Here is a 26,280-nt window from a genome sequence, read left to right on the forward strand (position 1 = left end):
AGCATCGCAACATTCGCCTCAGCCCCGCCCGGCCAGCGCCTGACCGATGGCGGGATCGTACGCGCCGTCGATCAGGACGAAGAGCATCCGGCATGGCTTGCCGGAGCGGTTGGCCCAGGCATGGTTGGTGCCGCGTTGCACAACGACGCTGCCGGCACGCAGCTGCACCTCGCCCTGGTCCAGCACCAGCGTGATCTCGCCCTCCATCACGACGCCGTAGTCAACGCTTTCCGTGCGGTGCATCAGCGGATGCGGCGCGCCACGGTCGGCCGTGGAGGCCGCCATGTCCCCGATCTCGCTGAAACCTGCGCGCAGCTGGTCGGCGCTGCGGCTGAACAGCTCGTCGCTGTCCGGCGGAATGTCCACGAAGCGGAAGCGCGTTCCAAGCGCCGGCGGCGGCAGCGTCAGCGCTCCGGTGGTCGGGTCCGGGCCGTTGTCGACGCGCACCGGCGCGCCCGTGGTCGCCCAGACCTCGTGGAAGACCGTGCCCGGAATGGCCTTGATCTCTGCCACGACCGGCAGCGGTCCATCGCTGGTGATGACGGCATTGCCGAGGGCGTCGTGGCCGGTGACCACGCGATGGATGGCTGGAAGATTCATGATGTTTCTCATTCGAATTGGAGCTTGGACTCTTTGGCGATCCCGCGATAGAGCACGAGGTCGTCGCGTATCGCGTCGGCAAAGCGGGCGGAGCTGCCGCCCTCGGGCCGCAGCCCGAGTTCTGCGAACCGCTTCTGCACCGCGGGGTCGGCCAAAGCCGCAGCGGCTGCCTTGTTCAGCTTCTCGAGTACCGGCTGAGGGGTGGTTGCAGGCGCCAGCAAGCCCACCCAGGATTCGAGCACGAAGGACTTGACCCCGGCCTCGGTTGCCGTTGGCGTGCCAGGAAAGCGCGGATCGCGCTGCCTGCTGGTGACCGCCAGCAGCTTGACATGCCCTGCGTCGACCAGCGGCTTGGCCGACGCATCGAACGCCATGTCCAGCTGGCCACCGGCGACATCGTTCAGCGCCCCTGCCGTGGACCGGTAGGGAATGTGCACGAGAAACGTTCCGGTCAGCGACTTGAAGTACTCGCCGGCAAAATGCGCGCCGCTGCCCATGCCCGCGCTGCCGTAGCTGAGCTTGCCGGGATTCTTTTTCGCATACGCGATGAAATCGGCCAGCGTGTTCGCGGGTATGTCCTTCTTCGTGACGATCTGCAGGCCATAGGTGGCTGCCATGCTGACCGGCGCCAGCGCCTTCGCGGGATCGAAGGAAATCTTCGGATCGACCACCGGGAGGATGCTGTAGCTCGAATTGGTGAACAACAGCGTCGTGCCGTCGCCGGGCGCCTTGATGACGGCCTCGACACCCAGCCGGCTGCCGGCGCCGGGCCTGTTGTCGATGATGATGACCTGGCCGAGCTGGCGGCCCATGTGTTCCGCCATGATGCGCGCCACCTGGTCGGTGACGCCGCCGGCCGGAAAGGGCACGACCATCTTGGCCACGTTCGGCTGTGCACGGGCCATGCTGGTCATGGCAACCATGGCGATCGCGGCAAAAAGCAAGTAAAGCCACGCGGGGCGAAGCTGTTGCTTCATTTTTTGTCTCCTGGTTTTTCTGGAAGGCGTCAACCGAAGGCGGGCGCCAGCCCGTCCCAGCAAAGGTACTTGATCTCGAGGAATTCCTCTATGCCGTGGTGCGAGCCCTCGCGGCCGAGGCCGCTCTGCTTCACGCCGCCGAAGGGGGCCACCTCGTTGGAGATCAGGCCGCAGTTGATTCCGATCATTCCCGATTCGATGGCAGAAGAGGCGCGCCAGATGCGGGCCGCGTCGCGGCTGTACAAATAGGCGGCGAGGCCGAATTCGGTGGCATTCGCAAGCTCGAAAGCTTCCTCGTCATGCTCGAAGCGGAACAGCGGCGCAACGGGACCGAAGGTTTCCTCGCGAGCCACGGCCATCCCTGACGTCGCTCCCAAGATGATTGTCGGCTCATGGAAGCGGCCGCCCAGCGCATGGCGCTTGCCGCCGTGCAAGACGGTGGCGCCGTTGGCAATCGCATCGGCGATGTGTTCCTCGACCTTCGCCACGGCCGCGTCGTCGATCAGCGGTCCCAGCTGCACGCCCGCTTCCAGGCCGTTTCCGACACGGAGCTTGGCCACGCGCTCCACGAGCTTGGCCGCGAAGGCGTCGTATACACCCGACTGGACCAGCACCCGGTTGGCGCTGATGCAAGCCTGGCCGGTGTTGCGGAACTTCGCAGCGACGACACCATCCGCGGCCTCGTCAAGATCCGCGTCGTCGAAGACGATGAACGGCGCGTTGCCGCCCAGCTCCATGGAGCACTTCTTGACCGTCCCCGCGGCCTGCGCGAGCAGCAGGCGGCCGACTTCCGTCGACCCGGTGAAGGTGATCTTGCGCACAAGGGGATGCGATGTCAGCTGATTCCCGATGTAGCGGGTGTCGTTTCCCGTCAGGACGTTGAACACCCCCGCGGGCACACCGGCGCGCCGGGCCAGTTCGGCCAGCGCCAGAGCGGTGAGCGGCGTCTGGCTCGCGGGCTTGACCACCATGCTGCAGCCGGCCGCCAGCGCCGGCCCCGCCTTGCGCGTGATCATCGCCGCAGGGAAATTCCAGGGCGTGATGGCCGCGCAGACCCCGATCGGCTCCTTCAGCACCACGATGCGCTGGGTGTCCTTCGGTGCCGGGATCACATCTCCGCGCACCCGCTTGGCTTCCTCGGAGAACCACTGCAAGAAGGAGGCCGCGTAGTCGATCTCCACCTTCGCCTCGGCGAGCGGCTTGCCCTCTTCCAGCGTGATCAGCGTTGCAAGATCGTCGCGGTGCTGGATCATTAGTTCGTACCAGCGGCGGAGCACTTCCGAACGGTGCTTGGCCGTGGTCTTGCGCCAGGACAGAAAAGCCGCGTGGGCAACTTCGATCGCGTTGGCGGTCTCTGCCTCCCTGAAGCGGGGAAGCTCGGCCAGGACGGCGTTGTCGGCCGGATTGCGCAGCGTGTACGTGCCGTGCGGCGTGGCGCCGATCCACTCGCCGCCCACATGGGCAGCGGCGCGGAAGAGTTCCGGGTCCTTGAGGAGGTGGCGCATGGTGCCTTCTTTCAGCACGGGTGGCGGCCGACCATGTAGGCGCTGTCCGGGTCCTTGGTGACCGGCAGGCCGGACGCCACCAGACCTTGGCGCAGCATCTTCATGAGGCGGTCCGGGACACGCATCGCCGGCGCACGCAGGGGCCCGCCATTGAAGCCCGCCAGCCAATCTTGGTACTTCCACATCGTGCGGTTCAACACGCCGGTTCCGCCGGCGTAGCTCTGGGCGGCGGCGCCGTTGGCGCTGCGCGCCGGATTGGCTTTCCAATACAGCTCCATTGCGGCTTCCCACTCGCCCTTGCTCGCCAGCTCGAAGGCGCGCGGGTAGTAGGTGCTCATCCATTGCGTGTTGCTGGTTCCGGAGAACTGCAGCTTCATCACGCTCATGAGCGGAATGGCATCGCCCTCGATGGGGCAGCTGATCACCACCTCGTCGCGGAAGTGGTGGTACATCTCGCACAAGCCCGCAGGCAGCGGGAACCCCTGCTCCGATTTGATCGCCACGATGTTGGGGCAGTCCTTCAGCAGGCGGCGCACCAGCTCGACGGACATGCCGGCCGGGTGGACGCGCTCGAAGCCCCAGAGCGGAATCGGGAACAGCATCACGGCCAGGTCCGTCGCATCGCAGAACTGCTTGGTGTAGTCGTAGATCTCCTGCTCTGTCGTCGGCCAGAACTGCGGGGGATAGGACAGCAGCACGATGTCCGCGCCCGCCTTCTCCGCGAGCTTCACGGCCTGGATGTTTTCCGCGAGCGTGCCGAAAGCCGCATGGAAAAAAAGGCCCAGGCCACTGCCCACCGTGTCGCGCGCCCAGGCCGTGAACTGCGCATTCTCTTCGGGCGTGATCGCCACTTCGGCGCAAAGAAGCGTGTAGCTGTAGCCGAGTTCCTTGGCAAGCGCGATGTCGTGGCGAATGCCCTTCTCGTTCAGCTTGCTCAGGTCCGCGGAGTAGCTGGGTATGGTGACGGCGGAGCAGCCGACGAGGTGTTCGCGCGCCCAGGCGCGGGCGTCTTTGCGTTGATAGTTGGGCATGGTTTTCCTTGGGTATGAATTACTTGGCGACCGGCACAATGCTGTGGGCGAGCTCGGTACCGACTCCCATGGCGCGCGCGCGCGCCAGCAGCATCTCGGCGGTGATGACGTCCTGCAGCGCGGAGCCGACGGACTTGTAGAGAACGATGTCGTCCGGCTTTCGCGTGGCCTTGCGACCCACCAGATCGGCCAGCGAGACCAGCTTGGCGGCGAACTGCACGCCCGCGCGGGTCGCTGCCAGCATGTCGCCGGTGTCGTGGGCGACTTCTTCGGGCATGTCGGCAACGATCAGGGACGCACGGGCGATGGCCTGCTCATCGACCTCGCGCTGCTCGGGCAGCGTAGAGCCGATCGACACCACGGTCATGCCGGGCGCCAGCCATTCGCCGCGGATCACGGGTGACTCGTCGCGGCTGCGCGCGGCGCAGAGCACGACGTCCGCGCCATCGATCGCTTCGGACGCCGACGCAGCAGCTTCGATGTGAAGGCCGTACTCCTCGTGAATGGTCGAAGCAAATCTCTGCCGGTTCACGGGCGTCGGGCTGAAGACACGAACGCGTGCGACATCTCGAACGGCGGCCAGGGCCACGAGGAGTCCCTTCGCTTCGAATCCCGACCCGATGACCGCGACCTTCAGCGGCTTGCAAGGTGCCGCAGCATCAACCGCGACCGCGGCGGTGACGGCGGTGCGGATGCCCGTGATGCGGTTGCCGTCGATGAGAGCGGCCAGGCCCATTGTTTCCTGGTCGAAGAGCGAGATGAGATAGCTGGCACGACGGGCCTTCATGCTGGCGGAGATCAATTTGCAGCCCATGTGCCTGCCGCTTGGCGACACGGCCGTGAGCCCGCGCAGCCAGGTGCCGTCGCCGCGAGCCATGGAGCGCGGCGGCACCATGGACGCGGCAATGGTGCTGGCGTATGCAGCGCGCAAGGCATCGAAGGCGGCACGCCAGTCCGTCAGCCGAGCAACGTCTGCATCCGTGAGAAATAGGGTCGGCGGCACCTGGATGGTGTCTGCAAATAGGGGGGTGCCCAAAGCGATGTCTCCTGTAATGGACACGATCGTAGGCAACCGCCCTCCTCCTGACGACACGGCAGCGATGAAAGCAGCTTTCCCGATTCGGGATATCTGGTTAGCTCTGTCGTGCCGACTTGAGCATGGCTGGCGCCATGGACTTCAGCAGGCGCATGACTTCCCAGGTTGCCTTGGTATGCGCACGGTGTTGGGTGACCCCGAGCACGACCGCGCGCGACAGCGCGGGACGGACGATGCGAACAGCCGCGAGCCGGCGCGCCTCGTTGGCCGTCAGCGTGCCGGCCGTGATCGCGTATCCGCCGCCACTGGCCGTGATCTCGTGCTGCAGCCGGATCGAGTCGGCCTCCAGCACCTGCGTGAGCGTCAGGCCCTTCTGCCGCGCGAGTTTCCCGAGGCGTGCGCGCAGCGGGTGCGGCTCGCTCGGCAGCACCAACGGCAAGCCCGCGACGTCATCGAAGTCGATCGTCTTTCGTCCGGCCAGCGGGTCCTTGGCCGGCACCACCAGATAGAGCGGCAGACGCGTGAGCACCGTCTCTTCCGGCGCGGCAGTGTCTTCTTCCCGCAGCAGCAAGGCAAGGTCGAGACGGCCCTGGGTCAGCCACTCCTCCAGTTGAGCGCTCGATCCTTCGGTGAGATGCAATCTGACCTGAGGCCAGGACTTGCGGACGGCCGAGAACAAGGGGCCGGCCAGTACGGCCACCGTGGACGGCAGCAGGCCGAAGCGCACGTCGCCCACCGGCGTTCCGCTGTTCGTGCGCATGTCATCGGCCAGTTGCTCCGCATCGCGAATCAACGCCATCACCCGCGGGTAGACCTGCTGCCCGAATTCAGTCAGAACGACGCCGCGGCCCGTCCGGCGGAACAGGCGCGTCCCGGACTCCTGCTCCAAGCGCGTGATGTGCCGGCTCACCACCGACTGCTGCATGTCGAGCGCAAGCGCCGCGCCCGAGACGCTGCCAGCGTCCGCCACTTTCACGAACAGTTGCCATTTGGGGTCGAGGATGTTCTGCACGCCGGCATTGTGCATGGGCCGCTATGTGCGGCGCATCAAGCCGGACAATGCAGACCCGCATCACTGCAGGGCGCCCGACACCAATTAATTCCGTTCGCTGGAACTTTTCCGTATGTCAAACCTATCGTTCCAACCGGCGTGCCCCGGCGCTCTGTCGTATCACGTCCATCACGGTGCCGTCGCGGTATTGGACGACGCCAACGATCCGCGCATCCTGTTGACTCGGAGCATGGAGCTGCGGACTGCTGATGCTGGAGAGCGCGCGTGCCCTGAGCTGTTCGATTCCGAGCACCTCGAGTCCGGCGGCGCGCAAGCGATCACGAAGATCCTCGCGAGACGGATGCACGGCGACGCCAGCTTCGGTCACCACGGCGTCGATGGTCGCGCCGGGCGTCGTGATGCAGCCCACCCGTTCCACGATCTTCGGCCCTGCGTTGGCGGCGAGTCGGGTTGCCACCAGCGCCAGCTTGGCGCCGGCCGCCGTATCGGCGTGCCCCCCAGATCCGCCGAGGATGATGCCGTCCGTCCCGGTCGTCACGTTGACGTTGAAGTCGAGATCGATTTCGGCGGCGCCGAGCAGCATCGCGTCGAGCTGATCGACCACAGGACCGCGGTTGTGCGGATTGGCGTATAGCGAGGCGGACATCGCCTGATGCCTGCGGTCCGTCCTGTAGGACTCGACGGCCTTCAGATCGAAGCACTGCACGTCGAAAACGGTCCGGAACAGCCCGGCCTCCAGCATGTCGACGAGGTAGCCGGTGACACCCCCTGCGCCGAAGCTGCCCTGTACCTTGCCTTCGATCATCAGCGACTTCACGTAGATCGAGGTGGCGAGCGACACACCGCCAGCACCGGTCTGGAAGGAGAAGCCTTCACGCAGCAACCCCGACGCCGCAATCACCTGGGCGGCGGTGGAGGCGATCTGCAGACCCACCGCCTCGGTGGTCGGCCGCGTGCTGCCCGAGAGAATTCCTGCCGGGTCCCCGATCGAAGCAACGCGAACAACGAAGTCGACCTTCTCCTGAGAAATATCCACCGGGCACACCGAGTGTGGAAGCATATGGTCCGTAACGGCAACGACCCGATCGGCGTACTGGACGTCGACCATTGCATAGCCGAGCGGCCCGCAGGCCGCCGGCCCCAAGGCGCCACTCAGGTTGCCATGCCGGTCCGCCGCCGGCGCGGCTACGAAGGCGACATCGATATGCAGTTCGCCAGCCTCGATCGCCCGTGCCCGCCCACCGTGAGTCTGCATGACCACCGGCGTTGCCAGCGCGCCTTGTGACAAAGCCACAGCCACCGGCCCCGAAACGTAGGCAGTGGCGAGCCGCGAGACAACGCCGCTGCGCATGTGCTCGACAAGCGGCGCATGCACCGGGAATAGCGAGCTCGCGGCGATCCCGAGGTCTTTGAGCCCGCGCCGCGCTGCGACGGCAAGCACCTGATTGAGCACCTGGTCGCCGTTGCGCAGGTGGTGGTGGAACGACAGGGTCGCGCCATCGCCGATGTTGCAGGCATCGAAGGCTGCCTCGATGTCGCGCAACATCTTGTCCCGGCCGGCGACGGCGGGACAGACCCTCGCCGCTGCCCGCGTGATCACGGCTGGGGCCTGCGCCAGCCCTTGGAACGGCCGTACCGGGCCGAATCCTTCGATGAAAGCAGGAAGTTCGCGAGAGCTCATGGCAACTCAACCTGCCAGCCGGCCGCCGACTCGCGCGAGCGTGCGGCGAGCCTGGAGCACGACGGGAAGATCCACCATGCGCCCGTCAAGCTGCACGGCCGCACCGCCCGAGGCCGCATCGGCGGCAAGCACGCGTTCGGCCCATGCCACCTCCGCTGCACTGGGCGACATCGACTCGTGAACCACTGCAATCTGGTGCGGATGAATGCAAAGCTTGCCACCAAAGCCCAGTCGAAGCGCGCGCCGCGTATCGCCGCGCAACAACTCGTCGTTCGCGATGTCGATGGTGACGCCATCCACGGCGGGCGCCAGCTTGTGGGCACGCGTTGCCATGGCGACGGCGAAGCGCAGGGGCATCAGCTCGGGCTCCCCTTCGGAGCACTGCAAACCGGTGTCAGCCATGAAATCGATATGACCCACCACCAAGCGAAGCACATTCGCCGCGCCTGCAAGCGAATCAAGTGCAGCGTATCCCGCCGCGCTTTCAATCAGCGGAAGGATTGCCGCCGTTGGCGCGCTCGCAGCCACGTGAGACAGAGCTTCCACGGATTCCGCCTTCGGAACCATGACCGCATCGGGTGCCTTCAGCTCCGCCAGCCATTCAAGATCTTCACGTCCCGCCACCTGGTCGGCGGAGTTGATGCGAATCACGAGCGGGATGGAATACTTCCTGAGACCCTGCCACGCTTGGGCAATGGCCTCGCGCGCCGTGGGCTTGGCCGCCGCCGGCACACTGTCCTCGAGGTCGATCACAACGGCATCTGCGCCGCTTTGGAATGCCTTCTCGAAGCGCTCGGGGCGGTTGCCTGGAACGAACAGGAAGGTTCTTGCCGTCGCAAGGGCATTGGTCGGTGTCATAGGTTTGGTCAGGTCAGGCAGCTCAGCCTGCGAAATGGGACAGCACCAGGGTGCGCAGGACGTGCAGCCGTCCGGTGAAGAAATGGTCGGCACCCGGCACCACGACGACGGGCTGCAGCTGCGGCCTTGCCCAGTCGAAGACGGAGGCCAGCGGCACGCGCTCGTCTCTCTCGCCGTGGATGACGAGTGCATCTGGAACATTCGCGGGTGTGTCGTAGTGGCGCTGCCCTGCGACCTCGCCCGCCGGCATGCCGGCGAGGCAGACCCGCCACGCCGGAGATCCGTCCTCGGCGAGTGCGCTTGCCACGCGCGCCTGGACGAAGGCGCCGAAAGAAAAGCCGAACAGACCGAGACGCAATGAAGGATAGTCATCCACCAGGTGTTTGCGCAACGCCAGCACGTCGTCCGTCTCGCCGATGCCTTCGCCATGCGTGCCTGCACTGCGCCCTACGCCCCGGAAGTTCGGCCGCGCGACCAGCCATCCGGCCTCGCAGAGCGCCCGGGCGATCAGGTGAGGCACCTTGTGCATGGCATTGCCGCCCAGTAGCGGCTGCGGATGGGCCACGATCGCGATGCCGAGTGGCGAACGAACCGGGACATCGAAGATGACCTCCATGTCGCCCGCAGCGCCCTGCAGCAGCCGAGGGCCGCTCTGCCGAAGCTCAAGGCTGCGCGCGGCGGTGTCCATGGTCCTAGTCCAGCGATGCAACCAGTTCCGGCATCGCCGTGAACAGGTCGGCCACAAGCCCGTAGTCGGCCACCGAGAAGATCGGCGCTTCTTCGTCCTTGTTGATCGCCACGATCACCTTGGAGTCCTTCATGCCGGCCAGATGCTGGATGGCCCCCGAGATGCCGCAGGCGATGTACAGCTGCGGCGCCACGATCTTGCCGGTCTGGCCCACTTGCCAGTCGTTGGGTGCGTAGCCTGCATCGACAGCCGCGCGGCTGGCGCCCAGGCCGGCGTTCAGCTTGTCGGCCAGAGGCGTCATCACTTCGGTGAACTTCTCGGCGCTGCCCAGCGCCCGGCCACCGGAGACGATGATCTTGGCGGCGGTGAGTTCGGGGCGGTCGCTCTTGGTGACTTCGCGGCCCACGAAGCTGGACTTGCCCGAATCGGCCACGCCTTCGGCGGTTTCGACAGTTGCACTACCGCCGGTGGAGGCTGCGGCGTCGAAGCCGGTGGTACGCACGGTGATCACCTTGGTGGCGTCAGTGCTCTGCACGGTGGCGATGGCGTTGCCGGCGTAGATCGGGCGCTCGAAGGTGTCGGGGCTCACAACCAAAGTGATGTCGGAGATCTGCGCCACGTCCAGCTTGGCGGCCACGCGCGGCGCGACGTTCTTGCCGTTGGCGGTCGAGGGGAACAGGATGTGGCTGTAGTTGGCCGCCCCACTTCCCTGTAAAGCCAGCACCTGGGCGGCAACGTTCTCGGCCAGGTTCTCGGCCAGGCTGGGGCTGTCGGCCACGATGACCTTGGCCACGCCCACGATCTGGGCGGCGGCCTTGCCGGCTTCGGCGGCATTGGCACCGGCGACGAGCACGTGCACGTCGCCGCCGCAGGCGAGCGCTGCGGTCACGGTGTTGAGGGTCGCGGGCTTGACGGTCGCGTGGTCGTGTTCGGCAATAACTAGTGCGGTCATGTCGTTGTCTTCCTCAGATCACTTTGGCTTCGTTCTTGAGCTTGTCCACCAGGGTGGCGACGTCGGGCACCTTGATGCCGGCGCCGCGCTTGGGCGGCTCGCTGACCTTGAGGGTCTTCAGGCGGGGCTTGACGTCCACGCCCAGGTCTTCGGGCTTGAAGACGTCCAGCTGCTTCTTCTTGGCCTTCATGATGTTGGGCAAGGTGACGTAGCGCGGCTCGTTCAGGCGCAGGTCGGTCGTGATGACGGCCGGCAGGCTCAGCTGGATGGTTTCCAGGCCGCCGTCGACTTCGCGGGTCACGGTGGCCTTGCCGTCGGCCACTTCGACCTTGGAGGCGAAGGTGGCTTGCGGCAGGTCGGTCAGGGCGGCGAGCATCTGGCCGGTCTGGTTGGCGTCGTCGTCGATGGCCTGCTTGCCCAGGATGATGAGTTGTGGCTGTTCCTTCTCGACCAGCGCCTTGAGCAGCTTGGCCACGGCCAGGGGTTGCAGCTCTTCGGTGGTCTCGACCAGGATGCCGCGGTCGGCGCCGATGGCCATGGCGGTGCGCAGAGTTTCCTGGCACTTGGCATCGCCGCAGGAGACGGCGATGACCTCGGTGACCACGCCCTTTTCTTTCAGGCGAACGGCTTCTTCCACGGCGATCTCGTCGAACGGGTTCATGCTCATCTTGACGTTGGCAATGTCCACCCCGGTGCCGTCGCTCTTCACGCGCACCTTGACGTTGTAATCGACGACCCGTTTGACGGGGACCAGGACCTTCATGGGCACTCTCCTTTACAGCTGCATGTCACGCGCTATGGCGCATCAGTCGGCGAATTGGCCTGCCGCCTTGATGACGGGTTCGTATCGCGTCGTCTCCTGCTGGAGCCACGTCTGAAGACCCGCCGGCGTCAACTTTGCATCGCTGGGAACGACTGCCCCAAGTTCCACCAGGCGCTGGGCAACCGTGGGATCCTTCAGCGCGGTCTTCAGTGCGGCACCGAACTTGTCCACCGCTTCCTTGGGCGTCCCCTTTGGCGCATAGATGCCGTGCCAGACGACGACCTGAAAGTCCTTCAGCCCCTGCTCGGCTAGCGTTGGCGTGTCGGGAAGCGTCTTGAGTCGGGACGACGTCGTGACGCCATAGAGCTTGATGGAGCCCGCCTTGATGTATGGCGTGGTCGAAGTGGTCTGATCACACAGCAAGTCGACCTGCCCAGCCAGCAGTGCATTCATGGCAGGGCCGGTGCCCTGATAAGGCACGGTGGTCATCGACACACCCATTGCCTGGCGCAACAGGACGCCGCACAGATGGGAGACCGCGCCCAACCCTGCATGGGCAAGGTTGATCTTGTCGCCGTTCGCCTTCGCGTAGACCATCAGCTCCTTGAAGTCCTTGGCCGGCAGGTCCTTGCGTCCTACCAGCGTCATCGGCACATCGATCACCTGGCTGACGTATTCGAAATCGGAGAGCGGCTTGTAGTTGAGCTTTCGGTAGAGGACTGGCGCCGTCGCCATGCCGTTGTGATGGATCAGGAAGGTGTAGCCGTCGGGGTTGGCCCGTGCGGTGTAGGCGGCGGCAATGGTGCCGCCTGCGCCCGTCTTGTTCTCCACGATCACCGACTGGCCAAGCGTCTTGGTCATGGCCGCGCCCAAAGTCCGCGCCACGACGTCCGTCGGACCGCCCGCAGCAAAAGGAACCACCAGGGTAATTGGCTTGGTCGGGTAGCCCTGCGCCGAGGCGGCACAAGACAAGGTCAACCCGACAACCGTCGAGACGGTCATCTTCCAGACCGGCGTTTGATTCAGCTTCATGTCACTTGTCTCCAGTATTTGTTAAGAGTTCAGATAGCGCCCGCGCTGCGCATAGACGCGATGGCCACGCTCGACCACCCGAGCTCCTGCAAAATGGCGTCAGTGTTCTCACCGAGACCCGGCACAGCGTCCATGCGCGGTGCGTAGGCCTGCGTCTTGCCCGGGGGCAACAGCGCGGAGATGAGCCCGCTCGGCGTCGGAACCGTGGTCCAGCGATTGCGCGCCTTCAGCTGGGGGTGGTCCCAGACGTCGTGCATGTCATTCACGCTCGCATTGGCGATCTGCGCTGTGTCCAGTCGCTGGACAACCTGCTCCACTGTCAGCGACGAGAACCCGTCCGCGATGAGCGCTCGCAGTGCATCCCTGTTGGCCACACGCCTGGAATTGGAAGCAAAGCGCTCGTCAGTCGCCAGTTCGGGCCGTTCCAAGACGGTCTTGCAGAAGGCGCCCCACTCCCGCTCGTTCTGAAGGCCGAGCATGACCGTGCCGTCGCTGGCCGGGAAGGGGCCGTACGGATAGATCGTGGCGTGAGCGGCACCCGCCCGCGGGGGCGGCGCCGCACCCTCGTAGGCGTAGTAGAGCGGATAGCTCATCCACTCCACCATGCTCTCCAGCATCGACACGTCGATCCGACTGCCCTCGCCGGTCTTGTCGCGCTGGATCAGCGCAGCGAGGATGCCGGTGTATGCATACATTCCCGCGGCAATGTCGGCGATGGAGCACCCAGCCTTCGCAGGCTCCGCGTCCGAACCGGTCACCGACAGGAATCCCGACTCGCTCTGAATCAGCAGGTCGTAGGCTTTCTTGTCGCGGTATGGACCATCGTCGCCGTAGCCGGAGATGTCGCACACGATGAGCCTCGGATGCATCTCGTGCAAGGCTTCGAATGAGAGCCCCAGTCTTGCAGCTGCACCGGGCGCCAGGTTTTGCACGAGCACGTCAGCGTCTTCGAGCAGCTTGGCGAGCACCTCCTGGGCGACGGGCTGCTTGACGTCCAGCGTCAAGCTCTCCTTCGACCGGTTAGTCCAGACGAAGTGCGATGCCATGCCCTGTACTCGCTCATCGTAGGCGCGCGCAAAGTCGCCCACCCCAGGCCGTTCCACCTTGATCACGCGGGCACCGAGATCCGCCAGTTGCCGGGTGCAGAAGGGAGCCGCGATCGCGTGCTCCAGCGTGACGACCGTCACTCCATCCAAGGGTCGTTTCATGAAGGATCTCCTTGGATCAGAACGACCGCGGCAGCCCGAGCACGTGCTCGGCCACGTAGGCATAGATGAGGTTGGTGGAGATCGGCGCAACCTGGTAGAGCCGTGTCTCGCGGAACTTGCGCTCGATGTCGTACTCGTTCGCAAAGCCGAAGCCGCCGTGCGTCTGCATGCAGACGTTGGCCGCCTCCCAGCTCGCCTTGGCCGCCAGGAACTTGGCCATGTTGGCCTGCGCGCCGCAGTCCTGGTGCGCATCGAAGCGCCGCGCCGCCTCGAAACGCATCAGGTTGGCCGCCTCCACCTCGATGAAGGCGTCGGCGATCGGGAACTGAACGCCCTGGTTCTTGCCTATGGGGCGGTCGAAAACGATGCGCTCGCAGGCGTACTTGCGTGCGCGCTCGATGAACCAGTAGCCGTCGCCGATGCATTCGGCGGCGATCAGCGTGCGCTCGGCGTTCAGGCCGTCCAGGATGTACTTGAAGCCCCTGCCCTCCTCGCCGATGAGGTTCTCTTCCGGGATCTCCAGGTTCTCGAAGAACAGCTCGTTGGTCTCGTGGTTGACCAGGTTGGGAATGGGCCGCACCGTCAGGCCGTTGCCGATGGCCTGCTTCAGGTCGACGATGAAGATCGACATGCCTTCGGATTTCTTCTTCACCTCTGCCAGCGGCGTGGTGCGCGCCAGCAAGATCATCAGGTCCGAGTGCTGCACGCGCGAGATCCACACCTTCTGCCCGTTGACGACGTAGCGGCCGTCCTTCTTGACCGCGGTGGTCTTGATCTTGGTCGTGTCGGTGCCCGTCGTGGGTTCGGTCACCGCCATCGACTGGATGCGCAGCTTGCCGGCCGCGATGCCCGGCAGGTACTTGTCCTTCTGGGCCTTGCTGCCATTGCGCAGCAACGTGCCCATGTTGTACATCTGGCCGTGCACCGCGCCCGCATTGCCGCCCGAGCGATTGATCTCTTCCATGATCACCGTCGCGGCAGTGAGCCCGAGGCCGGTCCCGCCATATTCCTCGGGGATCATCGCGGCCAGCCAGCCGGCCTCCATCAACGCGTCGACAAAGGTCTCCGGATAGGCCTTCTGCTCGTCGACCTTGCGGAAGTATTCGTCGGGGAACTGCCGGCACAGTGCGCGCACGGCGTCGCGGATTTCCTGGTGGTCGTCGGTCTCGTTGAACATGTGTGTCTCCTTGAAGGTGCGTTCAATACAGGTTGGCAGTTGCTTCCATCGCAAGATGGCCTTCCGGGGTACGCGCCCAGAGCTTCACCGTCTCTGCATCCTCCTGGAGGCCGCAAACGGTAAAGGGCGCAATGTCGAATAGCGGCTTGACAGCCCGGAACGAGAAGGCCTTGACCGCCGCGCCGGGCAGGTTGCGCCGCAACAGGTCCAGCAGCAACGTGGCGATCAGGGGACCGTGCACGATGAGGCCGGGGTAGCCCTCCACCTCGGTCACGTACTTGCGGTCGTAGTGAATGCGGTGACCGTTGAACGTGAGCGCTGAGTAGCGGAACAGAAGAACATCGTCCGGCACGATGTCGCGCGTCCACGCGGCTTCATTCGGCGCGGGCTGCGGCGCGGGCATGGGGTCGCCCGGCTTCGGGTTGTCGCGGTACACGATGTCGTGGCGCTCCACGACGGCCAGCTCGCCGTCCGCTCGGATCTCATGGTCCACGTTGACGAAGACCAGGGGCCCGGTGCGCCCCTCCTTCATTCGCACGTCAGCAATGCGGGAGGTGCGCGAAATCGCTTGGCCGACGCGCAGCGGGCCCAGGAATCGAAGTTGACTTCCAGCCCACATCCTGCGCGGCAACGGCACCGGGGGCAGGAAGCCGCCCCGCATCGGATGGCCATCGGGACCGATCTCGGATTGCCGATGCATCGGCAGGAAGTAGAGCCAATGCCAGCAAGGCGGCAACGCGTCGGCTGGCGCGGTCGGCGGATCGTCTCGATCTAGGGTCGCGGTCATTGCGCGAAGCGGCGCGGGGGTCACGACGTCTTCGATGACTGCTGTGCGGTCCATCCACGTGCGCAGATGCTCGATGTCAATGCTCATGATCTTGTCTCCTGGTTGCTCAATTCTGGGTTGCGCACCGATATATTGGAAATACCGATTTCAGCTATCGGCTATCGCCCAATCGGATAGCCCGGGCATCGCTGACCAAGAGCGGCGAGGTACTTGGAGAATGGATAATCTGGCCATCAGCTAGACCGGGATCCGATAGCGATGGAACTGCGACAACTTCGGTACTTCATTGGAGCAAGCGAGGCCGGGAGCCTGCTCAAGGCTTCTGGCAAGCTGCACGTGGCTCAGCCGGCGCTCAGCCATCAGATCGCCGCACTGGAGCGCGAACTTGGGGCCCAATTGTTCGATCGGTCGAGCCGCGGCATCACGCTGACCGAAGCCGGAAAGGTCTTCCTCGAGCATGCGAAGGTCGTGCTTGCCGACCTCGACCGCGCCCGCTCGGCGGTGAGGGAATGCGACACGGTGCCCCGGGGAGATGTCGCGATCGGCTTCCCTACGACCGTGGCCTTGACGGCAACCATGCCCATCCTCAGCGCGTGTCGGACACAGCTGCCGGAAGTTCGTTTGAAGATCATTGAAGCCTACAGCGGCTTCCTTCGCGAATGGCTTCAGTCGGGCAGGCTCGACCTTGCCCTGATGTACGGCGATGAGCCCGAGGCCGGGCTCTCCAAACGCCCCCTGCTCGACGACAAGCTCGTGCTGGTATCGGGCGTATCTACAGGACGAATGCCACGAAAGCTCTTGCTGTCCTCCTTGGCCGGTCGCCCCTTGGTGCTTCCCGGTAGAGATCACGGCTTGCGACGCATCATCGATGAGGCGTGCGCCCCACTGAACCTGCAATTGAATGTGGTAGCGGAGATCGAATCGCTCGGAAGCGTCAAGCGTGCCGCGGAGGCGGGGATTGGCGAAACGATCCTGCCCCTTGGATCCGTGGCTGAAGAAGTGGCAGCAGGACGGCTTCGTACCGCCGTGATCGACAGTCCCGCAATGTCGAGGCGGGTGGTCTGCGCAACCAATACGGCGAGGCCGGACACCTTGGCGAAATCTGCAGTCGGCGTGCTCGTGCATGATGTTCTGCGACAGATGGTTCACTCAGGCGCCTGGCCCGCTCGATGGATCGGAAACTCGAGTTCACGCGTTGAACGGCGTGGCCCGTAGGATTTTTCCGGGGTTCATCAGGCTCGATGGGTCAAAGGTCGCCTTTATCATCCGCATCATCTGCAGGTCGATGGCCGGCTTGAACAGCTCCAGGCGCTCGACGTGCATCCTGCCGATGCCATGCTCTGCGCTGATGCTGCCGCCCAGTTCCACGCTCGCTTCATGGACGATCAGGTTGACCTTCGCGGCCGCTTCTTCGCACTGCTCCGGCGTGCCATGGACCGAACGCGACAGCACCGCGATGACGTGGATGTTGCCATCGCCGATGTGTCCCGCGTGACACACCGCGGCCCCCGCCACCTGCTGCTCGATGCGCTCGGTCACGAGATCGATGAAGCGAGGGAGCTTGGAGACCGGCACCGAGGTGTCGTTCGAGACGGTGAAGCCCGCGCGCTTGTTGGCCTCCGAGATGTTGTGCCGCAGTTCCCAAATGCGGTTGGCCTTGGCCACGTCGGTGGCGACCGCCGCGTTGGTGATCAATTCGCGCTCGAAGGCGGTCTCGAGCGTCTTTTCGAGCTCGGCAACGGCATCCCACTGCGGCGAGCTGTCCGCGATCTCCATCAGCACGAACCACGGACTGTCCATTTCGATCGGCGATTGGAGGCCGTGACCATGCTTCAGCACCATCTCGACCTGCGAACGCGACATGATCTCGAATGCCTCGATCCGGTTGCCCACCTGTTGCTGCATGAAGCGCAGGAGGTCGACCGCCTGCTGGACACCCGTCAGCGCCACCATGGCAGTTGCGGAGACATTGAGACGGGGAAAGAGCTTCAGCACCGCGGCCGTCACCACGCCCAGCGTGCCCTCGGCGCCGATGAACAGCTGCTTCAGGTCATAGCCGGCGTTGTCCTTTCGCAGCGCCCGCAGGCCGTCCCATACCCGGCCATCGGGTAGCACCACCTCGAGGCCCATCACCAGCTCTCGCATGTTGCCGTAACGCAGCACGCCGGTGCCCCCGGCATTGGTCGACACCAGGCCACCGATCTCGCAGCTGCCGACGCTGCCCAGCAGCAGTGGGAACTGGCGCTGGCGCTCATCGGCGGCCTCCCGCACGTTCGCCAGGATGCAGCCGGCCTCGGCTGTCAGCGAGTTGTTTGTTGCATCGATGTCCCGAATCCGGTTCATGCGCGAGAGGTTGAGGATCACGGCCGGCCGCTCGGCGCCCGCCACAGCACCGCCCGTCAGGCCCGTGTTGCCGCCTTGCGGAACAATCGCCACCCCCAGGCTCGCGCAGGCCTTCACGAGCTCCGCCACCTCGCTCGTGCTGCCGGGCATCAGGACCGCGAGGGCCGCGCCCTTGTACCGGCCGCGCCAGTCCTGCTGATAAGGTTGCGTGTCGCCCGGATCAGTCAACACGCGTGCGGGGCCGACAACCCCGGCGAATCGCTCCAGCAATGCGGCGGTCTTGAGCATCATGCTCTCTCCAGTGTGATGGCACACATGGCTCACTCCCTCTTGAGACCGCCGATGGACTTGATGACCGCGCCCCATTTGCCGAGTTCGGACTTGACCAGCGCATCCAGCACTTCGGGCGTCGACCCTACCGGCACTGCGCTCAGGTCCTTCAACTTCGCCTGCACGTCCGGCATCGCCACCACCGCCTGCAACTCGCGGCTCAACAACTCGACCAGCGGGCGCTGCAGCTTTGCGGGCCCGAAAACGGCATTCCAGGTATAGGTTTCATATCCGGGAAGACCCGCTTCGGCCAGGGTCGGAACGTCCGGAAAGGACGGCGAGCGTTTGCTGGTGGTTACCGCCAGCGCACGCGCTGAACCGGCGCGGATGTGCGATGCCGCCCCCGTCAGGACGTCGAACAGGATGGGAATGTGGCCGCCGACCAGATCGGTCATGGCCGGCCCACCACCCTTGTAGGGCACGTGACCGATGTCCACGCCGGCCATGGACTTGAACAACTCCCCCGACAGATGCGGGGGTGTACCCACACCGGACGAGCCGTAGCTGAATTTGCCCGGCTGTGCCTTGAGCTGGGCAATGAGCTCTTGCACGTTCTGTGCCTTGACGGAGGCGCTCACAAGCAGAACGTTGGGCACGGTCGCGATGAGCGAGATGGGCGCGAAGTCGCGCTGGGCATCGTAGGGGGATGGCGGCGTCGACAGCGGATTGATCGCGTGCGTCGCGACCGTGCCCATCAGCAGCACGCTGCCATCGGCTGCGGCCTTCGCCACCTTGGCGGCACCGATGGCGCCGCCGCCGCCGGCGGCGTTCTCCACGACCACGCTGTGCGCGATGCGCTCCGACAGCTTTTGCGCGACCAGGCGGGAAACCACGTCGGTGGCGCCCCCGGCGGAGAAGGGAACCACCAGCGTGATCGGTCCCTTGGGCAGGACCGACTGTGCAAAGGCGTGCGGCAGGGGCGCGCCCAGCGTGGCGGCCACGCCCCATTTCATCAGGTCGCGCCGGGATAGCGTCGATGCACTCATGCTCTTGTCTCCGTCTATTGATTCGAATGTGTCAGCGCATCACGAAAGGGTTGCCTGTGACCGCACCGCTGTTGATCCACACGCACTTGGTCTGCAGGTATTCGCGGATCGCGTCGATGCCGTTCTCGCGACCCAGGCCGGAATCCTTGTAACCGCCGAACGGCGCCATGAAGCTCACGGCACGGTAGGTGTTGACCCACACGGTGCCGGCCTGCAGCTTCTCGGACATGCGGATGGCGCGCCCGATGTCCTTGGTCCAGACGGCCGCCGCCAGGCCGAAACGCACGTCGTTGGCGATGCGCAGTGCGTCGGCCTCGTCCTTGAAGCGGATAATCGACAGCACCGGGCCGAACACCTCCTCCTGTGCAATGCGCATGTCATTGCGCACGCCGGTGAAGATCGTCGGCTGCACGAACCAGCCCTTGCCGCACTCGGGCGCGCTCCCCTTCTCGCCGCCGAGCACGGCGGTTGCGCCTTCGCTGCGGGCAATGTCGATGTACTCCAGCACCTTCTTGTACTGCGGCGGCGTGGTCACCGGGCCCACCTGGGTGTCCGGACTCATCGGATCGCCCATGCGGGCGGCACGCGCCACCGCGAGCAGGCGCTCGACGAAGGCGTCGTGAATGCTGTCTTGCACCAGCAGACGCGAACCCGCAATGCAGGTCTGGCCCGTCGCGGCAAAGATGCCCGAAATGGCGCCAAAGGCAGCCTGTTCCAGATCGGCATCCTCGAACACCACGTTGGGCGACTTGCCACCCAGCTCCATCGCTGTGTGCTTGAGGTGGCGACCCGCCTTCTCGTTGATCAGGCGACCCGTGCTGTCCGAGCCGGTGAAACTGATCTTGCTCACCAGCGGGTGCTCGACCAGCGGCGTGCCCACCTCGGCACCGAATCCCGTGACGACGTTGAACACGCCCGGCGGAAAGCCCGCCTCCTCGAAAAGCTCCGCAAGCTCCAGTGTGGAGGCGGAAGTGAACTCCGAGGGCTTGACCACGATGGTGCAGCCTGCGGCCAGGGCGGGAGCGACCTTCCAGGTCAGCAGCATCAACGGCGAATTCCAGGGCGTGATGGCTGCCACCACACCGACCGGCTCATGGCGGGTGAAGGCGAAATACCCCTTCTTGTCGAGCGGCAGCGTGCTGCCCTGCACCTTGTCGGCCAGACCGCCGTAGTAGTGGAACCACTGCGGAATGTAGTTAAGCTGCCCCTGCATCTCCGCCAGCAGCTTGCCGTTGTCGCGAACCTCGGTCGTGGCGAGCTTGACGGCGTCGCGAGCGATCAGGTCGGCGAGCTTGCGCATCAGGGCGCCGCGCTGGGTTGCCGTGAGCTCGGCCCACGGACCTTGCGTCAGCGCCTGGTGCGCGGCCTGAACGGCGGCATCCACATCGCTCGCATCGCCGCGCGGAATCTGCGCCCAGGTTTCGCCGGTGAAAGGGTTCTGTGTGTCAAACCACTGGCCGCCGCGAGGTTCGCAGGCCTGGCCGCCGATGCGCAGCAGATAGCGCTTCATGCCGTCTCCATTCATTGTCTTTCCAAGCGCGATGGCCGGGGTTTCAGAACGGCTTGAGGCCGAGCGCGGCACGGAACCTGTTCTTGATGAACGGGCCATCGCGCGGCGGCAGTGCGCGCGGCGGCTCATCGGCTTCGATGAACACCTGCACAAAGGCCAGCCCTCGGCGCGCATTGATGCCCTGAGCAATCTCGTCGACGAGATCGACGCTGCTGGTCGAATAGGCGTCGGCGATCCCGAAACCCTTGGCGATGGCCACCAGGTCTGCTCCGAGGCTGGAGTGACTGCGCTGCATGCCCGTCTCACCGAAATGCCCGTTGTCCAGCACGACGATCGTGAGGTTCTTGGGTTGCTTCACCGCGATCGAGCCCAAGCTGCCGATGCCCATCAGTTGTTCGCCGTCGCCGGTGATCACGACCACCGGCTTGTCGGACTGCGCCAAGGCCAGGCCCAGGCCCAGCGACGTGGCACCGCCCATGGCGCCCCAGAGGTAATAGTTCTTGTCCCGATCGCCGGCGGCGAACACGTCGTAAGAAGCCGAGCCCAGGCCAGTGACGACCAGGGCATCAGGGGTCGCAGCCAAGAGCTTGGCTACGAATTCGCGGCGATCCGCGCGCTTGTTCAATGCGTCTCGACTCATCACTTGCGCTCCCACTTCTTGCGGCCGATCAGTTCTTGTCCCAACAGCACGGCGACCTTTTCGCCGGCCTCGAACGCGGCATCGAAGCCCGCGCTGACGATCTCTTCCACTTCCTCGGGCTTCGAAGCTCGGAGTACGTGGATGCCCATCAGCTCCAGGGCAGCCTGCGTGGCCTTGCCCATCGGCCCCTGCCACGGATTGAACTCGGCATACTCCCCGCGCATGGTGACGAGCGTGAAGAACGGGAAGTCGGCCGCCTGCAGCAGCGAGAACATGTTCACGCAGTTGCCTACGCCGCTGCTTTGCATCAGAAGCACGGCACGATCGCCGCCAAGCCATGCGCCGCTGCAAACGGCGACGCCTTCTTCCTCCGTCGTGAGAACGACATCCTGGATGTCGGGGTCGGCAATCGCGCTGCGAATGACGTGCGAATGGCCGGCATCGGGAACGTACGCGATCTGATTGACGCCCCCCTCCTTGAGAACCTTGAAGATGACCTCCTGCCAGGCAGGGGCCGGTGCGGGTGTGTGATTCATAGCCGTGTCGAGCCTTTGGGTGGTATCGGGTGCAGGAATCATAGTTTTTGATCTATCCTCATGAGAAATAGAAATTCGGCATTCAACCATCACGATTCGAGATTCCATCCATGGACTTCAAACAGCTGCGCGCCTTTCTCACCGTGGCCGAGACCGGCAACGTCACCCGGGCCGCCGAGGTCCTGCATCTCGTGCAACCCGCGGTCTCGCGCCAACTGCGCCTTCTCGAAGAGGACATCGGCGCACCTCTTTTCGACCGTGGCCGGCACGGCATGGTGCTGACGCCGGCCGGCCAGTCGCTGATGGGCTATGCGCGCCGGGCGATGCTGGAACTCGAGCGCGCCCGCGCGGAGATCGGCGGCAGCGACAACGGCAATGGCGTGAGCGGCCTGGTCACCCTGGGCCTCCTGCCCAGCACCATCGACATGCTGTCCAGCCCGCTCGTCGCGGCCATGGCAGCCGAATATCCGGGTGTCCGCGTCCGCATCGCGATGGGTTACGCGGGCACGCTCCTGCGCTGGCTCGAATGCGGCGAGGTGGATGCAGCCCTGCTCTACGGCGCCGCACGCTCGGCCGAAGTCCAGACCACACCACTGATCGAAGAGTCGCTCTGGGTCATCGGCCCGAAGGAAGCCAAGCTGCGCAAGAGCAAGCCGATGCCTCTGGCGAAGCTCGCCGGAAAGAAAGTCGTGCTGCCCAGCGCGCCGCATGGAATCCGGGCACTGGTGGAGCATGCGTGCGCGGTTGCCAATGTCACGCTGGACATTTGCGCAGAGACCAACGCACTGAGCGTGCAGCGCAGTCTCGTCCTCGGTGGCCACGGCCTGACCATCCTTCCACCGATCGCCGTGGCCGAGGACCTCCGCACCGGCAAGCTGTCGGGCGCGCCCCTGGCCGATCCGCCGATCGCCCGCACCATCGTGCTCGCCCTTCCGGCCGACCGCGCGACGGGGCGGCATGTACGCTGCGCGGTGGACCTGCTGGTCAGGGAAGCGCGGCGCGCGATCGACTCCGGCACATGGCTGGAGGGACGTTGGCTCGGCCCCTGAGACCGACGCCTCCATCAGCCCAACTCGAACAACACCTCGTCGTAACCGACGAGCGCCCCGCTTTGCTGCGGCCTGCCGGATGGCGACGGCATCGTGATCGAAAAGGATCGGCGCAAGCAGTGTTCGCGGAACAGCCGGGCTGCCGCTTCAGACGCCCCGGTTGTTCGGGTTCCTGTAGGCCTCTTTGACGGCGTTTGACATCGGGAGATTGATGTTCGCTCCAGCCGGAGGCACGGGCCGGGTGAACCACTTCGCATACAGCTCATTGATCTCACCGCTCTTCATGAGCGAAGCGAGCGTCGCATCAACCAGCGCCTTGAACTGCGGATCGTCCTTGCGATACATGAACCCATAGGGTTCTTCTCGAAGGCGCTCGTCGAGGATCTTGTACTCACCCGGGTTGCTCGTTCGCGCGATCAAGCCGGCCAACTGCACGTCTTCCACGATCATGGCCGTCGCGCGGTCGGAGGAAAGGAGCAGGAACGCATCCGACGTGTCCTTTGCCGAGATCTCGTTGATCTCGAGCTTCTCATTCTTGCGGAAAGCGCGAAGCAGCTGGATCGAGGTGCTTCCGGTGACGGTTGCCACCGTCTTGCCTTCGAGTTGGGCCATGCTGTTGATTCCCGAACTCTTCTTGACGGCGGCGGCCACGCTGGCCACGAAGTGCGTCGGCGCGAACTCCACCTGCTGCGCGCGGGCGACGGTGTTCGTCGTCGTGCTGCACTCGAGGTCCACGGCGCCATTCTGCACCAGCGGTATGCGGTTGGTGGGCGTGACGATGGTGTAGTGCACCTTCAGGTTCGGCATGCCCAGCTTGGCTTTCACCGCGTCGACAACCTTCATGCAGAGGTCGGCAGAGAAGCCGACCGGGTTGTCGTCCGAACTCAGCTTGTACGAGAACGGAAAGGATGCCTCCCGACCGCCGAGATTGATGACGCCTGTTTCCTTGATCTTCTGCAAGGTGTCCTTGGGCTGCGCATGCGCCGCCCCCAGCGCCTGCAGCCCCACGATTGCAACGACGGTAATGGCCTCGATAAGTTTCATGACGGCTTTCAGAAGTGGTTGACTTGAGGAGCCTGTGCCCCTGCGGTCGACATTCTGAGATTTGATTGATGGAAGCATGAAATAGTTATTGCTGATTGCTCCATCACTGATCAGCATGCCATGTCACCCCGGAACCTGCGATCAGCCGTCGCCGTTGTAGAGCGCGTCGAACTGCTGCGCGATCGCTACGCTGTGGTTGTGCGGATAGAGCACCCGATGGCCAAGGGGCCGAAGGCGGCGGATGTCCGCATGACCATCCAGGATCTGCGGCGCCTGGAGTATGTGGCCGAGCGCTCCCACCCCAACCCGCGCTTCCGGACCAAAGCATTGGTTCAACACGGCTGCACTACGTTTTAGCAGCCGCCACTTGCTGAGTGAATGACAGCGCCAGGAAGTCCACGAAGGCCCGGACCCGGGCGGCCAGCTGGTGCCGCTGCGGGTACACGGCGTAGATGTCCGCGTCGGGCGTGTAGTACTGCGGAAGGACCGGCACCAGCCGGCCGTTGCGAAGATAGCGTTCGATGTCCCACTCGGCCCGCATCAGGATGCCGTGGCCGTCGAGCGCCCAGTTGACCGCGATCTCGCCATCGTTGGTCGCCAGGTTGCCGCGCGTCTTGACCGCTTCGGTGTTGGCGCTGCGGCCCCTCCCGCTTGCCAGCCGCCAGACGCCGTAGGCTTCCTCGCCCTGGCGGATGCCGATGCAGTTGTGCGTCGTCAGGTCGTTCGGAACCTTCGGGATGCCGTGCTTTGCGAGATAGGCCGGCGCCGCGCACAGCAGGCGGCGGTTGGCCGCGATGCGCCTTGCGATGACGCGGCTGTCCGGCGGCGCGCCGAAGCGCACGCAGACGTCGAAGAGGTCTTCGGTCGGCGCCGGAGGATTGACCGACAACTGCAGTTGCACCTCGACTTGCCGGTATTTGCGCACGAACCGCGAGATCAGCGGTGCCACGTGGCTGCGCCCGAAGCCCAGCGTGGCATTCACCCGCAACAGGCCCTGCGGCGTCGCCTTGGAAACCCCAAGAACCTCCCCCATGCCGTCGATGTCGCCGAGGATCCGGCGCGCGTGGTCGAGGTATACCTCACCTTCGGGCGTCAGGCTCATGCGGCGCGTCGACCGGTTGACCAGCGACACCCCGATGCGCGACTCCATCAAGGCAAGGTGCTTGCTCACCGCGGGCGTGGTGATGCCGAGTTCCCGCGCTGCGGCGCTGAGACTTCCGGCACTGGCGAGGGTAGAAAAGAACCCCAGGTCTGCCGGCAGGATTGCAGAGGTCATGGTCGCTCCACTGTTGAACTCAGGTTAACAATGGATTCACTTTAACGCCGCGCCGATGGGGAGTCGAATTCTTACAGTACCGCTACCCCTTCAACACCACCCCCTCGGAGACAAACCCATGAAGACGTACAAGATCGCAACCATTCCTGGCGACGGCATCGGCAAGGAAGTCGTGCCCGCCGGCCAGCAAGTGCTGGAAGCCCTGGCCTCGGCCGGCAGCAGCTTCAAGTTCGAGTTCGAGAACTTCGACTGGGGTGGCGACTATTTCCGCGAGCACGGCGTCATGATGCCGGACGACGGCCTGAACGCCATTCGCGACAAGGACGCGATCCTGTTCGGCTCGGCCGGCGATCCGCACATCCCCGACCACATCACTCTGTGGGGCCTGCGCCTGAAGATCTGCCAGGGCTTCGACCAGTACGCCAACGTGCGCCCGACGCGCATCCTTCCCGGCATCGACGGGCCGCTCAAGCGCTGCGGCCCGGACGATCTCAACTGGGTGATCGTGCGCGAGAACTCCGAAGGCGAGTACGCCGGCGTCGGCGGCCGCGTGCACCAGGGCCACCCGATCGAGGCCGCCACCGACGTGTCGATGATGACCCGTGCCGGCGTCGAGCGCATCATGCGCTTCGCCTTCAAGCTGGCGCAATCGCGCCCCCGCAAGCTGCTGACCGTCATCACCAAGAGCAATGCCCAGCGCCACGCGATGGTGATGTGGGACGAGATCGCACTGCAGATCAGCAAGGAGTTCCCGGACGTCACCTGGGACAAGGAGCTCGTCGACGCATCGACGGCCCGCATGATCAACAACCCGGCGTCGCTCGACACCATCGTCGCGACGAACCTGCACGCCGACATCCTGAGCGACCTGGCAGCGGCGCTGGCCGGCAGCCTGGGCATCGCACCCACCGGCAACATCGACCCCGAGCGCCGCTACCCGTCGATGTTCGAGCCGATTCACGGCTCCGCCTTCGACATCATGGGCAAAGGCCTCGCCAACCCGGTGGGCACCTTCTGGTCGGTCGTGATGCTGCTGGAGCATCTGGGCGAGGCCGAGGCCGCCCGGCGCGTCATGCAGGCCATCGAGAAGGTCACTGCCGACAAGTCGCTGCACACGCGCGACCTGGGCGGCACGGCGACGACGGCGCAAGTCACCAAGGCCGTGTGCGACCAGGTGGCCGGCAGCGCGCAGCGCAAGGCGGCCTGACGGCCCCTACCCCCAGCCATCGGCGGCCGGGCTTTCCATTGAACTGAACCGA

26 protein-coding genes are annotated in these 26,280 nt (G+C 65.0%); 3 read left to right on the forward strand and 23 right to left on the reverse strand.

The genetic code is table 11. From position 1 onward, the window contains the following. Nucleotides 1–18: 18 nt before the first annotated feature. The 15 genes from BLR24_RS06490 to BLR24_RS06560 form a co-directional block, all read right to left on the reverse strand. Nucleotides 19–600, reverse strand: a complete 582-nt coding sequence (locus BLR24_RS06490; protein ID WP_093014802.1) for a cupin domain-containing protein — start codon at nucleotides 598–600, stop codon at nucleotides 19–21. Nucleotides 601–608: 8 nt separating this feature from the next. Next, nucleotides 609–1,577: a Bug family tripartite tricarboxylate transporter substrate binding protein gene (locus tag BLR24_RS06495; RefSeq protein WP_093014347.1), complete on the reverse strand. Its 969-nt coding sequence runs from the start codon at nucleotides 1,575–1,577 to the stop codon at nucleotides 609–611. 29 nt (nucleotides 1,578–1,606) lie between these two features. Further along, complete coding sequence (locus BLR24_RS06500) at nucleotides 1,607–3,082, reverse strand: NAD-dependent succinate-semialdehyde dehydrogenase (protein ID WP_093014805.1); 1,476 nt, start codon at nucleotides 3,080–3,082, stop codon at nucleotides 1,607–1,609. Between the two features lie 11 nt (nucleotides 3,083–3,093). Next, complete coding sequence (locus tag BLR24_RS06505; RefSeq protein ID WP_093014350.1) at nucleotides 3,094–4,113, reverse strand: dihydrodipicolinate synthase family protein; 1,020 nt, start codon at nucleotides 4,111–4,113, stop codon at nucleotides 3,094–3,096. Between the two features lie 19 nt (nucleotides 4,114–4,132). Continuing rightward, a complete protein-coding gene (locus BLR24_RS06510; RefSeq protein ID WP_093014353.1) occupies nucleotides 4,133–5,149 on the reverse strand; it encodes an ornithine cyclodeaminase family protein in 1,017 nt (338 codons plus the stop codon). 97 nt (nucleotides 5,150–5,246) lie between these two features. After that, nucleotides 5,247–6,176: a LysR family transcriptional regulator gene (locus tag BLR24_RS06515; protein ID WP_093014356.1), complete on the reverse strand. Its 930-nt coding sequence runs from the start codon at nucleotides 6,174–6,176 to the stop codon at nucleotides 5,247–5,249. Between the two features lie 106 nt (nucleotides 6,177–6,282). Next, nucleotides 6,283–7,842, reverse strand: a complete 1,560-nt coding sequence (gene citF / locus BLR24_RS06520) for a citrate lyase subunit alpha (RefSeq protein WP_093014359.1) — start codon at nucleotides 7,840–7,842, stop codon at nucleotides 6,283–6,285. A gap of 6 nt (nucleotides 7,843–7,848) precedes the next feature. Beyond that, nucleotides 7,849–8,700, reverse strand: coding sequence for an HpcH/HpaI aldolase/citrate lyase family protein (locus BLR24_RS06525; protein ID WP_093014362.1), 852 nt, complete (start codon nucleotides 8,698–8,700; stop codon nucleotides 7,849–7,851). A 22-nt stretch (nucleotides 8,701–8,722) separates the two neighbouring features. Next, on the reverse strand, nucleotides 8,723–9,388 hold the full coding sequence (locus BLR24_RS06530) for an alpha/beta hydrolase (protein WP_093014365.1): 666 nt from the start codon (nucleotides 9,386–9,388) through the stop codon (nucleotides 8,723–8,725). 4 nt (nucleotides 9,389–9,392) lie between these two features. Further along, the gene (locus tag BLR24_RS06535) at nucleotides 9,393–10,340 is read right to left on the reverse strand and encodes an electron transfer flavoprotein subunit alpha/FixB family protein (protein WP_093014368.1); all 948 of its coding nucleotides are present in this window, start codon (nucleotides 10,338–10,340) and stop codon (nucleotides 9,393–9,395) included. A 13-nt stretch (nucleotides 10,341–10,353) separates the two neighbouring features. Next, nucleotides 10,354–11,103, reverse strand: a complete 750-nt coding sequence (locus BLR24_RS06540) for an electron transfer flavoprotein subunit beta/FixA family protein (RefSeq protein WP_093014371.1) — start codon at nucleotides 11,101–11,103, stop codon at nucleotides 10,354–10,356. Nucleotides 11,104–11,145: 42 nt separating this feature from the next. Next, nucleotides 11,146–12,105: a tripartite tricarboxylate transporter substrate-binding protein gene (locus BLR24_RS06545; protein ID WP_254787202.1), complete on the reverse strand. Its 960-nt coding sequence runs from the start codon at nucleotides 12,103–12,105 to the stop codon at nucleotides 11,146–11,148. A gap of 59 nt (nucleotides 12,106–12,164) precedes the next feature. Next, nucleotides 12,165–13,343 (reverse strand): CaiB/BaiF CoA transferase family protein, encoded by a 1,179-nt coding sequence (locus BLR24_RS06550; RefSeq protein ID WP_093014377.1) that lies wholly within the window; start codon nucleotides 13,341–13,343, stop codon nucleotides 12,165–12,167. Nucleotides 13,344–13,359: 16 nt separating this feature from the next. After that, the gene (locus BLR24_RS06555) at nucleotides 13,360–14,520 is read right to left on the reverse strand and encodes an acyl-CoA dehydrogenase family protein (RefSeq protein ID WP_093014380.1); all 1,161 of its coding nucleotides are present in this window, start codon (nucleotides 14,518–14,520) and stop codon (nucleotides 13,360–13,362) included. A gap of 22 nt (nucleotides 14,521–14,542) precedes the next feature. Next, nucleotides 14,543–15,394, reverse strand: coding sequence for an HTD2 family dehydratase (locus BLR24_RS06560; RefSeq protein WP_093014383.1), 852 nt, complete (start codon nucleotides 15,392–15,394; stop codon nucleotides 14,543–14,545). Between the two features lie 171 nt (nucleotides 15,395–15,565). On the opposite strand from BLR24_RS06560, the gene BLR24_RS06565 reads away from it, so the two are divergent. Beyond that, nucleotides 15,566–16,522, forward strand: coding sequence for a LysR substrate-binding domain-containing protein (locus BLR24_RS06565; protein WP_093014386.1), 957 nt, complete (start codon nucleotides 15,566–15,568; stop codon nucleotides 16,520–16,522). On the opposite strand, the gene BLR24_RS06570 is transcribed toward BLR24_RS06565, so the two are convergent. From BLR24_RS06570 to BLR24_RS06590, 5 genes are read right to left on the reverse strand one after another with little or no spacing between them, the layout of a single operon-like run. Then, the gene (locus BLR24_RS06570) at nucleotides 16,496–17,941 is read right to left on the reverse strand and encodes an FAD-binding oxidoreductase (protein ID WP_254787190.1); all 1,446 of its coding nucleotides are present in this window, start codon (nucleotides 17,939–17,941) and stop codon (nucleotides 16,496–16,498) included. The genes BLR24_RS06565 and BLR24_RS06570 overlap by 27 nt on opposite strands. A gap of 29 nt (nucleotides 17,942–17,970) precedes the next feature. After that, the gene (locus tag BLR24_RS06575; protein WP_175543197.1) at nucleotides 17,971–18,966 is read right to left on the reverse strand and encodes a Bug family tripartite tricarboxylate transporter substrate binding protein; all 996 of its coding nucleotides are present in this window, start codon (nucleotides 18,964–18,966) and stop codon (nucleotides 17,971–17,973) included. Between the two features lie 31 nt (nucleotides 18,967–18,997). Further along, on the reverse strand, nucleotides 18,998–20,476 hold the full coding sequence (locus BLR24_RS06580; RefSeq protein ID WP_093014811.1) for an aldehyde dehydrogenase: 1,479 nt from the start codon (nucleotides 20,474–20,476) through the stop codon (nucleotides 18,998–19,000). A gap of 43 nt (nucleotides 20,477–20,519) precedes the next feature. Beyond that, entirely contained in the window at nucleotides 20,520–21,116 is a 597-nt protein-coding gene (locus BLR24_RS06585) for a thiamine pyrophosphate-dependent enzyme (RefSeq protein WP_175543198.1), read from the reverse strand. After that, entirely contained in the window at nucleotides 21,116–21,652 is a 537-nt protein-coding gene (locus tag BLR24_RS06590; protein ID WP_093014817.1) for a thiamine pyrophosphate-binding protein, read from the reverse strand. The genes BLR24_RS06585 and BLR24_RS06590 overlap by 1 nt, the downstream gene beginning before the upstream one ends. 110 nt (nucleotides 21,653–21,762) lie before the next feature. Here BLR24_RS06590 and BLR24_RS06595 point away from each other — a divergent pair, with 110 nt between their 5' ends. Further along, entirely contained in the window at nucleotides 21,763–22,701 is a 939-nt protein-coding gene (locus BLR24_RS06595; RefSeq protein WP_093014393.1) for a LysR family transcriptional regulator, read from the forward strand. 147 nt (nucleotides 22,702–22,848) lie between these two features. Here the strand turns inward: BLR24_RS06595 and BLR24_RS06600 are convergent, their stop codons facing one another. From BLR24_RS06600 to BLR24_RS06610, 3 genes are all read right to left on the reverse strand, one after another. Continuing rightward, nucleotides 22,849–23,745 (reverse strand): amino acid ABC transporter substrate-binding protein, encoded by an 897-nt coding sequence (locus BLR24_RS06600; RefSeq protein ID WP_093014396.1) that lies wholly within the window; start codon nucleotides 23,743–23,745, stop codon nucleotides 22,849–22,851. 141 nt (nucleotides 23,746–23,886) lie between these two features. Then, nucleotides 23,887–24,081, reverse strand: a complete 195-nt coding sequence (locus BLR24_RS30620) for a hypothetical protein (RefSeq protein WP_175543199.1) — start codon at nucleotides 24,079–24,081, stop codon at nucleotides 23,887–23,889. 10 nt (nucleotides 24,082–24,091) lie between these two features. Beyond that, entirely contained in the window at nucleotides 24,092–25,021 is a 930-nt protein-coding gene (locus BLR24_RS06610; RefSeq protein ID WP_093014402.1) for a LysR substrate-binding domain-containing protein, read from the reverse strand. A 118-nt stretch (nucleotides 25,022–25,139) separates the two neighbouring features. Here BLR24_RS06610 and BLR24_RS06615 point away from each other — a divergent pair, with 118 nt between their 5' ends. Beyond that, complete coding sequence (locus tag BLR24_RS06615; protein ID WP_093014405.1) at nucleotides 25,140–26,228, forward strand: tartrate dehydrogenase; 1,089 nt, start codon at nucleotides 25,140–25,142, stop codon at nucleotides 26,226–26,228. Nucleotides 26,229–26,280: the final 52 nt, after the last annotated feature.

The organism is Variovorax sp. OV700 (assembly GCF_900099805.1).
GTDB lineage: Bacteria > Pseudomonadota > Gammaproteobacteria > Burkholderiales > Burkholderiaceae_C > Variovorax.